Source organism: Enterobacter cloacae complex sp. ECL411 (assembly GCF_021869665.1).
GTDB lineage: Bacteria > Pseudomonadota > Gammaproteobacteria > Enterobacterales > Enterobacteriaceae > Enterobacter > Enterobacter intestinihominis.
Genome location: NZ_CP091487.1, coordinates 17,581 through 33,067, shown reverse-complemented (window position 1 = coordinate 33,067; position 15,487 = coordinate 17,581). Strand labels below are relative to the sequence as shown.

The 15,487-nt window shown below is 47.7% G+C and carries 18 protein-coding genes; 8 read left to right on the top strand and 10 right to left on the bottom strand.

All coding sequences use genetic code 11. The annotated features are described in order from the left end of the window. Position 1: 1 nt before the first annotated feature. Entirely contained in the window at positions 2-307 is a 306-nt protein-coding gene (locus L3069_RS22960) for an H-NS family nucleoid-associated regulatory protein (protein WP_012561154.1), read from the bottom strand. A gap of 108 nt (positions 308-415) precedes the next feature. Between L3069_RS22960 and L3069_RS22955 the strand changes: the two genes are divergently transcribed. Genes L3069_RS22955 through L3069_RS22945 form a run of 3 tightly spaced genes read left to right on the top strand, consistent with a single transcriptional unit; the run spans position 416 to position 1,677 of the window. Next, positions 416-1,153: a lytic transglycosylase domain-containing protein gene (locus L3069_RS22955; protein WP_013279384.1), complete on the top strand. Its 738-nt coding sequence runs from the start codon at positions 416-418 to the stop codon at positions 1,151-1,153. Between the two features lie 8 nt (positions 1,154-1,161). Continuing rightward, the gene (gene korA / locus L3069_RS22950; RefSeq protein ID WP_016338364.1) at positions 1,162-1,443 is read left to right on the top strand and encodes a transcriptional repressor KorA; all 282 of its coding nucleotides are present in this window, start codon (positions 1,162-1,164) and stop codon (positions 1,441-1,443) included. Positions 1,444-1,452: 9 nt separating this feature from the next. Further along, positions 1,453-1,677, top strand: a complete 225-nt coding sequence (locus tag L3069_RS22945) for a conjugal transfer protein TraM (protein ID WP_148839772.1) — start codon at positions 1,453-1,455, stop codon at positions 1,675-1,677. 33 nt (positions 1,678-1,710) lie between these two features. Here the strand turns inward: L3069_RS22945 and L3069_RS22940 are convergent, their stop codons facing one another. From L3069_RS22940 to L3069_RS22925, 4 genes are all read right to left on the bottom strand, one after another. Then, positions 1,711-2,415 (bottom strand): IS6-like element IS26 family transposase, encoded by a 705-nt coding sequence (locus tag L3069_RS22940; protein ID WP_001067855.1) that lies wholly within the window; start codon positions 2,413-2,415, stop codon positions 1,711-1,713. Positions 2,416-2,580: 165 nt separating this feature from the next. After that, positions 2,581-3,057, bottom strand: a complete 477-nt coding sequence (locus tag L3069_RS22935; RefSeq protein ID WP_001572372.1) for a WbuC family cupin fold metalloprotein — start codon at positions 3,055-3,057, stop codon at positions 2,581-2,583. 76 nt (positions 3,058-3,133) lie between these two features. Next, complete coding sequence (locus tag L3069_RS22930) at positions 3,134-4,753, bottom strand: phosphoethanolamine--lipid A transferase MCR-9.1 (protein ID WP_001572373.1); 1,620 nt, start codon at positions 4,751-4,753, stop codon at positions 3,134-3,136. A gap of 188 nt (positions 4,754-4,941) precedes the next feature. Further along, entirely contained in the window at positions 4,942-5,910 is a 969-nt protein-coding gene (locus L3069_RS22925) for an IS5-like element IS903B family transposase (protein WP_072196614.1), read from the bottom strand. A 38-nt stretch (positions 5,911-5,948) separates the two neighbouring features. Here L3069_RS22925 and pcoS point away from each other — a divergent pair, with 38 nt between their 5' ends. Further along, the gene (pcoS, locus tag L3069_RS22920; RefSeq protein ID WP_004248839.1) at positions 5,949-7,295 is read left to right on the top strand and encodes a copper resistance membrane spanning protein PcoS; all 1,347 of its coding nucleotides are present in this window, start codon (positions 5,949-5,951) and stop codon (positions 7,293-7,295) included. Positions 7,296-7,512: 217 nt separating this feature from the next. Further along, on the top strand, positions 7,513-7,947 hold the full coding sequence (locus tag L3069_RS22915; protein WP_000723070.1) for a hypothetical protein: 435 nt from the start codon (positions 7,513-7,515) through the stop codon (positions 7,945-7,947). A 257-nt stretch (positions 7,948-8,204) separates the two neighbouring features. Here the strand turns inward: L3069_RS22915 and L3069_RS22910 are convergent, their stop codons facing one another. After that, entirely contained in the window at positions 8,205-9,320 is a 1,116-nt protein-coding gene (locus L3069_RS22910) for a nickel/cobalt efflux protein RcnA (RefSeq protein WP_001572377.1), read from the bottom strand. 122 nt (positions 9,321-9,442) lie between these two features. Here L3069_RS22910 and rcnR point away from each other — a divergent pair, with 122 nt between their 5' ends. The 3 genes from rcnR (at position 9,443) to L3069_RS22895 (ending at position 12,201) form a co-directional block, all read left to right on the top strand. Further along, positions 9,443-9,715 carry a Ni(II)/Co(II)-binding transcriptional repressor RcnR gene (gene rcnR, locus L3069_RS22905; protein WP_000019951.1) on the top strand — a complete coding sequence of 91 codons (273 nt, stop codon included), beginning with the start codon at positions 9,443-9,445 and terminating at the stop codon, positions 9,713-9,715. Between the two features lie 465 nt (positions 9,716-10,180). After that, on the top strand, positions 10,181-10,999 hold the full coding sequence (locus L3069_RS22900; RefSeq protein WP_000193207.1) for a DUF4942 domain-containing protein: 819 nt from the start codon (positions 10,181-10,183) through the stop codon (positions 10,997-10,999). Further along, complete coding sequence (locus L3069_RS22895) at positions 10,996-12,201, top strand: hypothetical protein (RefSeq protein WP_001371952.1); 1,206 nt, start codon at positions 10,996-10,998, stop codon at positions 12,199-12,201. The genes L3069_RS22900 and L3069_RS22895 overlap by 4 nt, the downstream gene beginning before the upstream one ends. Positions 12,202-12,264: 63 nt before the next feature. On the opposite strand, the gene L3069_RS22890 is transcribed toward L3069_RS22895, so the two are convergent. Genes L3069_RS22890 through L3069_RS22875 form a run of 4 tightly spaced genes read right to left on the bottom strand, consistent with a single transcriptional unit; the run spans position 12,265 to position 15,478 of the window. Continuing rightward, positions 12,265-12,468 carry a hypothetical protein gene (locus L3069_RS22890; protein ID WP_000121164.1) on the bottom strand — a complete coding sequence of 68 codons (204 nt, stop codon included), beginning with the start codon at positions 12,466-12,468 and terminating at the stop codon, positions 12,265-12,267. A gap of 12 nt (positions 12,469-12,480) precedes the next feature. Continuing rightward, entirely contained in the window at positions 12,481-13,800 is a 1,320-nt protein-coding gene (locus tag L3069_RS22885) for a DUF1173 family protein (protein WP_000078513.1), read from the bottom strand. A 22-nt stretch (positions 13,801-13,822) separates the two neighbouring features. Next, positions 13,823-13,990 (bottom strand): hypothetical protein, encoded by a 168-nt coding sequence (locus tag L3069_RS22880; RefSeq protein WP_000220758.1) that lies wholly within the window; start codon positions 13,988-13,990, stop codon positions 13,823-13,825. A 60-nt stretch (positions 13,991-14,050) separates the two neighbouring features. After that, positions 14,051-15,478 carry a DNA cytosine methyltransferase gene (locus L3069_RS22875; RefSeq protein WP_000833380.1) on the bottom strand — a complete coding sequence of 476 codons (1,428 nt, stop codon included), beginning with the start codon at positions 15,476-15,478 and terminating at the stop codon, positions 14,051-14,053. Positions 15,479-15,487 lie beyond the last annotated feature (9 nt).

Sequence of the window (15,487 nt, the reverse complement as noted above, 5' to 3'; positions counted from 1 at the left end):
GTTATATCTTTAGATCATCAAGTGATAAACCACTATCAAGCAGCTCTTTGAGCCATGTTGGTCGGCGGCCAGTCCCGGACCAGGTATTTTCTGCGTTCCTGGGGTCGCGGTATTTTACTTGTCTATGTTCTCTGGGGTTGGCAACGCCCTGCATTTTCATGGCTTCCAGGCTAATGCCAGCGTCCAATTTTGCAGTTAGCCAGGCCGGGCGCTTCCCTATACCAGTCCACGTATTAAAAGGGTTATCCGGGTCACGATACATGGGTTCACCTTTGGGGCGTTTTTCTGATTTCAGGGGAACCAGCATTACCTTCCTTCCTTCAGAGGTTTTCTTTTCGTTTCTTCTTGACACGATCTCATTAGCCCTTATCATAAACATAAGTCGTCGAAATTACAATTACGCGGTGAAACGTAAATGAGTAAACATCCAAAACTTCTGGTTCTCGCTCTGGCCTGCCTTGCTTGTGCTGGCCGTGCCAGTGCTGCGCCTGCCTCAGATGAAGTTGCCAGGCTTGCGCAGAGATGTGCGCCTGATGTTTCACCCTTAACAATGGCGTACATCGTCGGCCATGAGTCCTCAAATGGGCCGTACAGGATCAATATTAACGGTGGTAGTACCCAGTTAAAACAGCAACCACGTACTGAAGCTGAGGCCGTCAGCGTTTCGAAAGTTCTGCTGAAGGATAATAAAAGTTTTGATATGGGCCTTGCACAAATTAACTCAAATAATTTAGTGGGCCTGGGTCTTTCGGTTGACGATATTTTCAAGCCCTGCATCAACCTGCGGGCGAGCCAGACCATCCTTAAAGCCTGTTATGATAGCGCCCTGAAATCCTATCCAGCCGGGCAGGTTGCGCTGAGACACGCGCTTTCCTGCTACAACACCGGCTCACTCATAAACGGGATTTCTAACGGGTATGTCACGAAAGTTATCAACGTGGCGCGTCAATCAACTGATTTGAAAATCCCTACGCTGCTACCTGATGGCCAGACCAGTGAGGACAGCACCGCGACTGAGCCTCAGCAGGCAAAAAGTACGGCCACGCAGTATGACGGTGAACAAGATGTTTTTGGTTCGGGTGATGGCGATGCCTTCAGCCGAAATAATACGGATGCCTTTTTAACCAAACAGGAAACAGCGAAGGGGGAGTGAGGTTATGGATGGAACGTTTGTACCTTGTATTGCAATCACAGATCCTGGAGCTATTTGAAACAGGAAAAGTGAAGGAGGTAACGATAAAACGGGTTTCATTAAAGACGTGGTATCCCGTTTTTCAGATAGACGATGAACAGTTGGGCCAGATCGCATGTTCCATTCGGGTTAACAAAGAGCATGAACTACGAACCTGGGCTGATTTAAGGCTACTGGCAGAGTTTTTGAAAGATAAGTGTGGCGTTGAAGAATGCCGGTTAAATCTGCAATCAACAGAAGATAGTGAGTAAGGAGAAAGTATGACCACGTTGTTTAAGAAGTATGGCCCTGCGGTAGTTATGGGCGTTTTGTCCATTGCCCTGCCGCAAATTGCGCTGGCCGCTGGCACCGATACTGGTGAATCAACCGCTACATCAATCCAGACGTGGTTGAGCACATGGATTCCAATTGGTTGTGCTATTGCGATCATGGTTAGTTGCTTTATGTGGATGCTTCACGTAATCCCGGCACTGTTGCAAAGTTAGCGATGAGGCAGCCTTTTGTCTTATTCAAAGGCCTTACATTTCAAAAACTCTGCTTACCAGGCGCATTTCGCCCAGGGGATCACCATAATAAAATGCTGAGGCCTGGCCTTTGCGTAGTGCACGCATCACCTCAATACCTTTGATGGTGGCGTAAGCCGTCTTCATGGATTTAAATCCCAGCGTGGCGCCGATTATCCGTTTCAGTTTGCCATGATCGCATTCAATCACGTTGTTCCGGTACTTAATCTGTCGGTGTTCAACGTCAGACGGGCACCGGCCTTCGCGTTTGAGCAGAGCAAGCGCGCGACCATAGGCGGGCGCTTTATCCGTGTTGATGAATCGCGGGATCTGCCACTTCTTCACGTTGTTGAGGATTTTACCCAGAAACCGGTATGCAGCTTTGCTGTTACGACGGGAGGAGAGATAAAAATCGACAGTGCGGCCCCGGCTGTCGACGGCCCGGTACAGATACGCCCAGCGGCCATTGACCTTCACGTAGGTTTCATCCATGTGCCACGGGCAAAGATCGGAAGGGTTACGCCAGTACCAGCGCAGCCGTTTTTCCATTTCAGGCGCATAACGCTGAACCCAGCGGTAAATCGTGGAGTGATCGACATTCACTCCGCGTTCAGCCAGCATCTCCTGCAGCTCACGGTAACTGATGCCGTATTTGCAGTACCAGCGTACGGCCCACAGAATGATGTCACGCTGAAAATGCCGGCCTTTGAATGGGTTCATGTGCAGCTCCATCAGCAAAAGGGGATGATAAGTTTATCACCACCGACTATTTGCAACAGTGCCTCTACTCTTGCCACAGGTTTACGAGTAGGTGATTTGGGAGGAAGCGTCTTAGCCTTTGAAGTTGGCGCGAAGGAGAGAATGGCACTCCGTGCAACGCATTAATTACCGCGGATATCCGCCATCACCTACTTGCGCCTGTGTGTACCATTTCATCAGCTCTGCAGTTCCCGGCTCGTTTTCGGCGGGGGCCCATGGGGCGGCATCTTGATCAGCAACAGGCTGGTACCTACCGTGTTTTACCTCAAAAATAACGCCGCCTTCATCCAGTGACAATACGGTATGCCAGGTGCCTGCATCCATCTCCAGCACTTTACAGTCCTCACCTAACACGACGCGCTGGGTCAGGTTACCCAGGTCATCAAAGTTCAATACCAAAAAGCGACCGGTAAGGGATGTCAGCAGTTCAAAAGTATGCGGGTGGCGATGAGGGCGAACATAAGTTCCCGGTTCCATAGCAATAGCCAGACGCTGCACCGGGTCGCTCAATTCAGGGTGGAAATTATGATGGGCACGTAAGCGGGGGGAATTTGCGGCTTGTGCGCTTTGCTTGCGTAGGTCGTTGAAAGTAAGTTGTTTCATATTATAAGCCTTATTGCATTCTTGCAGCTTACGGCAACCAGGTTGCCGTAAGGCTTTTTGTTATACTAACAATCGATTAGCCACGGCATTCGCGGAACAAATCGCGGTCAGGATTATAGACGCTGGTGCTTACGTCCCACAGCCCCAAAATCGATGAGAACAGGTTGTCGTGGGAATATGATTTTTTCGCCGCATTATTTTCAAGGCAAGACATGTTGATGTGTTTCCCGGCGATAAAGCCCGGTGACATCCAGACCTGCATCGGAATATGCGTCTGCTGATCCGGTGCCAGTTTGTACGGCGTGCCGTGCAGATATAGCCCGCTTTCGCCCAATGATTCACCATGATCGGACACATAAAGCAGCACGGTGTTGTACTGATCGCTGTAATTTTTTAGCTTTTCAATCATCTCAGCTAATACATAGTCTGTATAACGAAGGGTGTTGTCGTAGGTGTTGACCAATTGTTCCTGAGTACAGTTTTCGATATCGCTACGTGCACATTCGGGCATGAAGTGGCGATGCTCAGCCGGATAACGCAGGTAATAAGTCGGTCCATGGCTGCCAATGATATGGAAGGCGACAAGCTTATCACCTGGCATTTTGGCGATTTCATCATCAAGGTTTTCCAGCATCACCTCGTCATGGCACGTTTTGCCATCGCACAGTTTCGGGTTATCACTAGGCTTAATTTCGACAGTCGGGATGCGGCTACATACGCCTTTACAACCGCCATCGTTCTCTTTCCATAACAGCGAGACACCGGTTTTCTGCACGATGTCGAGGAAATTTTCACTGTTAGATGCTTTTTTACTGTCGTACTCGGTGCGATTCATATTCGAGAACATGCACGGAACGGATATTGCGGTAGCGGTACCGCAGGAATGCATATTTTTAAACGAAATAACGCCGCCGGATTTGCTGGTAAAGGCATTGGTATCACGCGAATAACCGTTCATCGAGAAATTCTGGCTGCGTGCCGTTTCGCCAATCACCAGGAACATCAGCGTGGGTTTTTCGTGAGCGACGACGCGTTTAGCATCATTCCCCAGCGTCTGGAAAGGCACTTTAGTCGTAAAGTACGTATCCTTAACATACTGGAAAGTGCTGTAAGCGTAGTTCGCCGGGATGATCTCTTTATTCAATGTCGAGTTATTGCGGCCGACAGAGGCATAATCCTGATAATAAAGTGCGGCAACACCTGCAATCAAACTCAACGATGCCAGCACGGAGAGCAAACGGTAAGCAATGCCTTTATACCATTTTTCAGGATATTGAATTTTTATTGAAAAAAGGAGGATGGCAGGAAGGATACCGGTAAAGACGAACCATATAATAATTGAGCCATTAAGATAGGAATGCGCTTCCTGGGGGTTAGTTTCAATAATGTTTTGAATCATCGTTTGATCAAACATTACTTTATATTTTAGTGTCGAATAACTGACCAGTGAGCCAGTGATAAACAGTAAAGCAAAGAAAGGTTTCAGCAGAAAACGAACTGAGAAAGGCATAAAAACAACGTTAAGCGCCGCAACCAGAACAAAGGGAATAGAAATGACAAAACCAATTTTGACATGCTCTAAATGCGACAAAATCTCGTAAAAATGCAGCAATATTGGCCAGTTAAGTAAAAACGCAAAGATCATTGCCAGAAGTAAAACCAGCGGAATAACTTTCACCCTGAAAAGTACAGGCATTAACACCTCCGGAAAATAGTAAACCAGTAAAAACATTGATGATAATTACAACAATTCAATCTAATATTATGATTGCCTTATTCGCTGCAAAGCAGAGATTATCATTCTGAAATCTTAGGTTAACCTTAACGAGGCTTTGTTGAATAAATCAGATTTCGGGTAAGTCTCCCCCGTAGCGGGTTGTGTTTTCAGGCAATACGCACGCTTTCAGGCATACCTGCTTTCGTCATTTTGTTCAGCGCTCGTACCAGGGCCATAGCCTCCGCAACCTGACCATCGTAGTCACGCAGCGTCAGTGAACCCCCGAACAGCTGTTTTACCCGGTACATCGCCGTTTCCGCTATCGAGCGACGGTTGTAATCTGTTGTCCATTTCCACCGCGCATTACTCCCGGTCATTCGCTGATTAGCCACTGCACGGTTACGGTCTGCATATTCACCGGGCCAGTAACCCGCACCTTTTCGGGGAGGGATAAGCGCGCTGATTTTCTTATGCCGCAGTTCATCGTGACATAGCCGGGTATCGTAAGCGCCATCGGCGGCGGCTGACCTGATTTTCCGGTGGGTTTGCCGGATTAACCCGGGGAAGGCCTCTGAGTCCGTAACGTTGTTCAGCGACAGGTCAGCGCAGATGATTTCATGTGTTTTACTGTCAACGGCGAGATGCAGCTTACGCCAGATACGGCGGCGTTCCTGGCCATGCTTTTTGACTTTCCACTCGCCTTCACCGAAGACCTTCAGCCCGGTGGAATCAATTACCAGGTGTGCGATTTCACCCCGGGTGGGCGTTTTGAAACTGACATTAACCGACTTTGCCCGCCTGCTGACACAGCTGTAATCCGGGCAGCGTAGCGGAACGTTCATCAGAGAAAAAATGGAATCAATAAAGCCCTGCGCAGCGCGCAGGGTCAGCCTGAATACGCGTTTAATGACCAGCACAGTCGTGATGGCAAGGTCAGAATAGCGCTGAGGTCTGCCTCGTGAAGAAGGCGCTGCCGACTCATACCAGGCCTGAATAGCTTCATCATCCAGCCAGAAAGTTATGGAGCCACGGTTGATGAGGGCTTTATTGTAGGTGGGCCAGTTGGTGATTTTGAACTTTTGCTTTGCCACGGAACGGTCTGCGTTGTCGGGAAGATGCGTGATCTGATCCTTCAACTCAGCAAAAGTTCGATTTATTCAACAAAGCCGCGGTGATGCTTACGGTATGGTGGTTATCAAGTTTTATCCTGATTAGCACCCTTAATGGCTATTTCGATAATCAGGACCGCGATTTTCTGACAGGTAAACTTCAGCTCACCGAAGAGTTTCTTAAAACAGAGACGTTCCGGAACAAAACGGATATTAAGTCATTATCAGAAAAAATAAACGATGCGATGGTAGGGCACAATGGTTTATTCATTTCTATAAAAAACATGGAAAATGAAAAAATTGTTGAACTCTATGCCAAAAATTCTGTTGTTCCAGCGGTCCTGCTTAATAAGTCGGGTGATATTCTCGACTATATGATCCAGACGGAAGAAAATAACACCGTGTACCGCAGTATCTCGCGGCGGGTTGCCGTGACGCCGGAACAGGGTAAAAGCAAACATGTCATCATTACGGTTGCCACGGATACTGGGTATCACACCCTGTTTATGGATAAGCTCAGTACCTGGCTGTTCTGGTTCAATATCGGTCTGGTCTTTATTTCTGTTTTTCTGGGCTGGCTGACCACACGTATTGGTCTGAAACCGCTACGGGAAATGACCAGTCTGGCTTCCTCCATGACCGTACACAGCCTGGATCAGCGTCTTAATCCCGATTTGGCTCCGCCGGAAATTTCTGAGACCATGCAGGAGTTCAATAACATGTTCGATCGCCTGGAGGGGTCATTCCGGAAACTGTCAGATTTCTCGTCTGACATCGCGCATGAGCTGCGCACAGCGGTCAGTAATCTGATGATGCAGACGCAGTTTGCACTGGCTAAGGAAAGGGATGTTTCGCATTACCGCGAAATCTTATTCGCTTACCTGGAAGAACTGAAAAGGTTGTCACGAATGACCAGTGATATGCTTTTTCTGGCACGTTCAGAGCATGGTCTGCTGCAGCTGGATAAACATGATGTGGATCTGGCCGCCGAACTGAATGAATTACGTGAGCTGTTCGAGCCTCTGGCAGACGAAACAGGAAAGACAATCACCGTTGAAGGAGAGGGCGTTGTTGCCGGAGACAGCGATATGCTGCGACGTGCTTTCAGTAACCTGCTTTCCAATGCAATCAAGTATTCTCCCGATAACACCTGTACAGCGATACACCTTGAGCGTGACAGTGACTGTGTGAACGTGATGATTACGAATACGATGTCCGGCCAGGTTCCCGCTAATCTGGAACGTTTGTTTGATCGGTTCTATCGAGCTGATTCATCAAGGGTCCACAACACGGAAGGCGCGGGGCTGGGATTATCAATTACAAGGTCGATCATTCATGCTCATGGCGGCGAGCTGTCAGCAGAACAGCAGGGGCGGGAAATTGTGTTCAGTGTGCGCCTGTTAATGGATTAATCCCGTTCTTCAGGAGAAACCTGGAAGGTGACAAAATTGTCATCATTCAGTCACGCGATAAACAGAGGCGGTTTTTTATAATCATACATAAATCAGGAGCAGAGTGATAACGCAATCGCCTGGTTCCTGGAGTGATGAATAACCCGCCCTGAGATCAAATGCTTTCTCTGTTATAAGCCGTTGATTGTTTGGGTATGAAAACACCGGAGACCCAACCATGAAAAAGATCCTTGTATCATTTGTTGCCATTATGGCTGTCGCTTCATCCGCCATGGCTGCAGAGACAATGAACATGCATGACCAGGTAAATAATGCCCAGGCACCCGCCCATCAGATGCAGTCAACCTCTGAAAAAAGCGCTGTTCAGGGAGACAGTATGACAATGATGGATATGAGCGGACACGATCAGGCTGCAATGTCCCATGAAATGATGCAAAACGGCAACGCTTCTGCCCACCAGGACATGGCGGAGATGCATAAAAAAATGATGAAAGGCAAACCAGGGGCCACCAACGAATCAGCAACGTCATTTTCAGAAATGAACGAGCATGAAAAAGCCGCTGTTGTGCACGAGAAGGCGAATAATGGTCAGTCTTCCGTTATTCATCAGCAGCAGGCTGAAAAGCATCGCAGCCAGATCACCCAGAATTAACCCGCAGCTCCACTTGTTAGACCCTCATTTGACGCCGAAGTCACTGGCTTACGCTCCCGTCCGGGAGCGTTTTTTTTATTCTTTCATTTATCATTGAGTCTTATGGGAATGGATTTAATCAGTTACTTAATCCCTGCCTCAGCAACAAGTCCCGGAAAGAGCAGCTTTATATTCCGGGTTTTTCTGCTCATAACCTCAACGGTGGCGCTTAGGATGTACTTTGTAAGTACCCAGAGTGTGTGTCATCAGTACCGGTGTTAATGCACCAGCCCATTCCAGCCATGTATACCCATGTAAATCCCAACAGCAGCAATCAGGGCGCTTGAAATATAGGGGGCTCTTCTGGCGATGGTATTGAAGCCACTCCAGCGTTTGGCGACCTGACGAACGCTGATCGCCGCACCCACTCCAACCGTTACGAGGGTCAATGCCAGGCCGATACTGAAACAAACAACCAGTGTGGCACCCAGCGTAAGCGCTTTAAGCTGAAGGCAGATCAACAATACAGTTATAGCTGCCGGGCAAGGGATAAGCCCTCCTGTCAGTCCAAATATCAGGATTTGCCCGTTGGTTACTTCTTTCCCGTCGAAGCGGCGTTTTATGTCATTGGCATGAGCCAGTTCGTGAGCGTCCTGATACTCTTTCGAATTCACATCCAGCCCATCAAGCTCAGAGTGGTCATGGTCATGGTCGTGTTCAGCGAACGCCACATCATAGTCATGGACATGACCACGATGTCCCAGAGACAGACGTACGTTGAAACTGTGAGGCTCAGGGATGGGAGATGTTGACTCCAGATAATCACCATGATCAACAAATTCAAAAGTCTGAGAGATCGTACTGTTTTCCCGAAGTGTGGTTAATGAGATATCTTCAGAAGCCCATCTTTGGCCACTAAGAGTGCGTAGCCGCCAGTGGGGAAGTTGTCCTTCTTCAAAAATGGACAGTTCAACTTTTCCATGGCCAGTATCGATCAACCTTGTTTCGTCATGGTGATGATGTTCATTCTCCTGCATTCCCTCCAGCCAGTTTTTCTCACCGCTCCAGGTTCGCCAGAACATCCAAAAAGCCGTACCAAGGATGATCACTGAAGAGACCATCTGTAGCCAGGGTTCGGCTGATTCTGCGGTAAATTTATTACTGATATACATCCCTCCAAAAGCAATCAGCCATACGACTGCAGTGTGCGACAATGTTGCCGCGACACCCAGCATCACGGCCTGACGTACGGTGCCTTTTATAGCAATGATGAATGCTGCCATCATTGTTTTGGAGTGCCCGGGCTCCAGTCCATGAAGCGCGCCAAGCAGAATGGCGCTGGGGATGAAAAACCATGCGTTGCCTTGCTGAAGAAGTGTCGTAAATTCGTTCATGAGAATCATTCTTGGTTATTAAGTGTAGGCCGGATTCTACTCCCCCCCAGTAAAATATACTACCCCCCAGTAGAATAACGCTGGTATAGTTACATAAAATATCCAGGAGAGTGAGAGCCCACATGTCACATACCATCCGCGATAAACAAAAACTGAAAGCACGTACAAGCAAGATCCAGGGGCAGGTTGCTGCGCTGAAAAAAATGCTTGATGAACCTCACGAATGTGCCGCTGTACTGCAACAAATAGCCGCCATACGTGGTGCCGTGAATGGTTTATTGCGTGAAGTGATTAAAGGACATTTGACTGAACATATTGTTCATGAAAGTGAAGAACAGAAACGAGAAGAAGACCTGGACGTTGTGCTGAAGGTTCTGGATTCTTACATCAAGTGACAGTTTGGCTAAAAGCCCTGAGCATTAATTTATCTAAATAACACGTTATCAAGTGACGGTTTTGGGCTGTTTGTAGCGGCATAGTGAGTTTGTTTAATCAATGAGCTTTAAGATGCCCCCCTTCATGCAAGGCAACGCGTACATTTCTGGTACATCTACTTCCCTTACTTTGCTCAGGGCAACCCACATTGTTAAAGCCTCTACTCGCTGACCATCAAAATCACCCAACGTCAGATAATGGAAAAAAATTTTGGATGACATTTTGAAACGTGTCCTCTGCTGTGAACGTCGAGAGATGCTACGCGAGAAAGGAGATGACCTACTTAGTATCCTGTTAAGTAGGTCTATCTGAAGAAGTAGACAACTTTAAAGTCTTTTTCATGTTAAAGGAGACAACTTTAATGTCTGTGTACACCTACCTTTGCTCAAATCAAAATGTTCTGACATACCAAAATGGAGTGTAAAATGACTCAAAACCAGGGTTCTGAGCCAGTACCGGCGAGCCGGACAGGGCAGCTCATCAGCGCCCGGGATATGGCCATGCAGAAATTCGAAGAAGGGATGCGGTTAATCTCGGAAGCGTCGGAACTGTGCGGTCTCTCTCTCTTCACCAGCAGAATTATGCAGCCCAACGCATTTGGTCTTCCGTCGTCACTGGATCGCACCATCGAGGAGGGGCGTAAGGAAATTGACCGTAAAACGTGGAAAAGGCTCTTTGAAGAAATAGGTATGGACCGGTACTGGAACCATAAGCAAAAAGAAGCCTTTAACGAATCCCTACGTACGGATCCGCCCGTCGCTTCCCTGGAGATTGTTAAGGGAACATTACAGCATGCACTGGCTAACAGACGAGACACGCTTGCAGAAGGTTTCGTTGATGTTCTCAACAAGCTTGACCGAAGTTTTAAAAGCAATGCACGGCAATATACAATGCCGAAAAAGCTTGTTCTTCGGGGGATTTTTCCTGGTGTGAACGTACTGAGGTACAACGGTTTCTCGCAGGACAATCACTTTTGTTTACGCGACTTTGAGAATATTGTATGCATCTGTTCTGATACTCCAACACCTGCAACCGGCGGTGGGCTGAGTATGGTCGACAGGCTGACGGCCATGAGAAATACAGATTTCACAGGCGAGGTCTGCGATGAGAATGGCTGGCGGTGTCGCCTGTTTGAGAATGGAAACGTTCATATTTGTATCGACAGTATCTCGCTTCTGAATGCTCTGAACGATCTTATCAGCATATATTTTGCAAACCAGCTTCCGGCCGCAGGAAAAAAATGATGATCGAAAACGATAAAGAAAAAAGCCTGAACGATGCTACCTCGCCAGAGGTGCAGAATGACATCCGCAGCGAATCCACAGAAAAATCAAAGGAAATGGGTCGTTCAAGGTACTCATCTATTGCGATGATCGATTACTTCAATGCAATCGAACGTCTGTGCGAAGAGAAAAAAATTAACCCGGAAAATATCGATCTGAGCTTCAAAGTTCACTGGCTCAGAAACGCTGTTGGCGGCTCGTTTGCAAGGTCACAGGAGATGTTCGCTGAGTACCAGAAGTATGTTAAAGAGGTTCCTGAAGAGGCCCGTTACCTGGATATACCCGATGAGGTGAAGGTTGCACTCGGCGATATTATCTCGTACATCACCTGGCACTACCGTAGAAGCTATACCGCAATACAGAGTGATAGTGTTAAAAAAGCTGAAGCACGTAGCATGCAGCTGGAGGAGGAGGTAACGCAGCTTTTACAGCGGCTTGAGCAAAGCGCTACCGATATGGATGAGCTGAAACTTGAGAATCAGGCGCTACAGGGTCGATTAGAGATCCGGGACAGTACCGTCAAGGAGTTAGAAACAAGGCTGAATGTTGCCGAAGCAGAACTCGAAACCTGCCATCACCAGTTAGATAGCACACGGCATGAATTAAGCCTCGCACAGCAGTCAAATGACTCACTCTCCCAGCAACTGGCTGAACGTAAAACAGAGATCGCTGGTCACCTTGAATATCAAAAAAAGCTGAACGAAGAGATCAACACTCAGCGTTCTGATAATGCCGGTCTTTCCAGACAATGCGACCAGTTAAGTCAGACTGTGTCAGATACAAAGGCAGAGAGGGACAGGTTTGAACAGGAATTGATTGCTGCACAGAACCTCTGTGCTGAGCTGAAAAGTGCACTGTCCGGGAAGGAGGGTGACCTGGTGGCGGTGAATGCCGAGCTTACTGAACTCCATAAACTAAACGAGTCGCTGAGCGCCGACCTGAAAAAAGTAACTTTGGTCAGCCAGGGCTATGAAGCGGAAGTGGCTGAACAAAGCAGTGAATTAAAAACGCTCCAGTCCAAAGTAATGAAGCTGGAAGCTACCCTGGAGGCAGAGAAAACAATCTCAGAATCCCTGAAAGGCACCATTGATACATTGACTGGTGCAATGGCAGGGGGAGGTACTGGAAAGTCAAAACAGCCGCGTAGTAGAAAAACATCATGATAAATGAAGCCAGGTTGATAGACTTCTCTGCATCCCCTGGCACAGTAGACCTTCTGCGGACATTCAGCCCGTCCGCAGGAGTTTTCGTCCTTCAGTCAACAAATGCACTACCTTTTTTGAGTCTCCACTTTCCAGTGCAGAAAACACGTTACCGATTTTACCAACAGCTTGTATCTGAGTGATAACCCCAGTCTTGTAATCATCAAGGATCCCTGACAGGAAAGCGTTCAGTTTTGTCTGTTCGCTTAGTGAAAGCATGTATGACATTTTTTCTCCATTTTAAGCAGGTGTGCCAGTTGAAAGAGGTTTACGTGATTCTGGAAAATGAGGCAGCACCATAGTTTCAGATGCTGTGGTCGCATCCCAGTGCCACCATCCATAAGGCCCATATTCACGGTTGTAATAATCTTTTTTGAGTTGCTTTCGGGCCAGATAAGCAGGAGTGGCCATACCAAATACTTCCATCGGGAACGGCTTATCGCTTTTTGTGTCGAGCAGGTAGAAGTCAGGGAACACCTCACTAATACTCGCATCATAACGCATGGGCTTAACGTACTGCCGGTGCTCTGCATCCAGCTTTTCTGCAACAACCGCCTCATAGGAGGAGTCCAGAGGTATCCAGTTCTCGCTAACGTGCATCAGCACAATTTGATGAGCTCTTACAGAAGGGCCTCTGCCGGTTACCGCAGCTGGTGACGTCAACGCAAAGACAACTATTTTCGCCCCGGATTTCCATGCTGCGTACTCCGATGAAAATCGTTTCTTTACGCTATCCCAATGGCCTTCTGAATTGAAAAAAATCAGCGGTAGCCCCCCAAAATTCCGCAGGGGTAAAAATTTAAGTGGCTTCTCATGCTTTTCAGCATCGTAGCGAGGTAAAACTGACAGGAGCATGAGACGTTTATCACTCATCGCCTGTGATGAAAGACGCTGAATTTGCGACTGAGCGACAGGTTGTTTCGGGTCAGGTACACCAATGAATAAATGGTCACCTATGCAGGCTCTGCCGGTACGAATTTGTTTAGCGGTTTCAAGCAGACGATACCGTACCAGTGAATCGTTACGTTTCCCTGCCATTTTCGGGTACCAGACATTCAGACCAGACTCTGTCCACAAAAGACTAAGCAAGCCCAGGAGGGTCATTGAGGCCTGACCTCCTTCTGGTCGCTGAACATGGGGCAGGGGAGGCACTTCTGATTTTTCAGGAGGATCTTTCTCTGTCATACCGATACCGAGCCTTACAGCCATATCACCTTCGGTTGTAATCCGGACCACACCACTCGCATATCCTTTCAGGCCGGTATGCCGGGCATCAAGGGAGAAGAATACACAGGAAGGATCATGCTCAATGCCCGTGTTAGCGGCTTTGACGAGAATAAAGGCATCACCGTTCGGTAAAGCACGAACATAAAGTCGCTTTTCTCCTTTTCCACGACATCCGCAGGTGATGACTGATTTTTGACCTGAGGTGTGGTGTGCCTTTTTAAGAGCCGACTGCCACCCTTTAGCAAACTCATCCTGCGTTTGAAAGTCAGGTGAGTACCTTTTGACGTTTGGATCGTCGTCGTAAGCAATCATCACTGCGAATTTTTGGCTCATAGTAGTCTCCTAAACAGGAAGTTTAATATCCCAACCAAAGCAACACTTCCTGAGCGTCATACTGTTCCTTTACGCCCATGTCGCTAAAGAATTCTTCGAAATCTGTTTCGGGAACGCAATGCCTGGACAGTTCTTGTAATGCTCGTTCTTTAGATACCGTCTCACCTTCAGCTGATTCGAAATACGTCATGGTTGACCTCTGACATTATTACAACAATCTTAAGCATTTAAATTGATGAAGGAGCTCAGGTCAGCTGACTTCGTCGTAAAACTGCCGCAAGCGCTGGGAGGCTGCAAATTCAATTCGAGACTTCAGCAGTTTGGCGACGGCCGCAAAGACATCAACGACCACGGAGTTCCCAAACTGTCTGTAAGCCTGTGTATTGGACACAGGGATACGGAAAACACTTTCCCCGGGTTTATCGAAGCCCATTAGCCTGCTGCATTCACGTGGCGTTAGCATGCGTGGCCGACGGTCCATGTTGTATGTGTTATGGAAATCAGTTTCTCCCAGCTCATGAGACCAGCCCCGATCAATAAGAATTTCAGATCCGTCTTTCATATAGCGGCTTGAGAGGGTTCTGGTGACACTATTAACATTGGAAGGATCTACTAGTCCAAAACCAAAACCATTGCCTTTTGCCGCATGTTTCTTTGCATAGTTGTATAAGTACTCCCAGAGTTTAGGGGAGAGGATGTATTTACTATCTACGCTCGGATCCAGTAAATCTGAGAGAGAAGGGCGCTTGTCCGGATAAAAGTCTTTAATATCTCTCAGAGTAAAACCGTCTTTCAGACGTAGGTCGCGGCGAAAACCAATAAGGACGATACGTTCACGGTGCTGGGGTCGGAAATGACGGCCATCGATGACTTTAGGATCATCCGCGCCCGTGCTTTCGCTGTTTGCGACGTCGTAGCCAAGCTCATCGAGCGTTTTCATGATGATGTTAAAGGTATTACCCTTATCGTGACTCTTCAGATTTTTTACGTTTTCCAGAACAAAAATTGCAGGTTGTTTTGCCCGGATGATCCTGGCCACATCAAAGAAGAGCGTACCCTGAGTGTCGCACTCGAAACCGTGTTTGCGACCCATAGAGTTCTTTTTACTGACACCGGCGATGCTGAATGGCTGGCATGGAAATCCCGCAAGAAGAACATCATGATCCGGGATAGAGGCATCGATAAATTTGTATGCCTCGTCATCAGTAACCTCGGGCCGGTTGCTAAGAGTGATGTCACGGATGTCTGAATTGAAGCGGTGCTCGTTCTCATCGCAATACCAGTTCGCCCGGTAAGTACGGCTGGAATAAGTATTCCATTCGCTCGTGAAAAGACATTTACCACCGATGGCATCAAATCCGCTTCGCAGTCCACCTATCCCTGCAAACAGATCGATAAAGCTAAAGTGCCTGTCCTCATAATCAGCAGGTCGTGAAGGTATTAAAGTCTGTAGATAGCGTCCATCTGCGATACTCAGATCACAATGCTCAGGTATGCATGTAACCTGACGTTTAAGGGATGCACGGGACCAATTACTGCCATTTTCATCATTTAATACCTGAGCCAGATATTTCAGGTCATAAATAGTCGAAGCTGTTAACAAAGTTTTGTGGATCAGAGATGGTGTTTTATCCACATCATTCAGGTCTGTCTCAAGATCATGAGTGTAACGTTTCATCCAAACTCT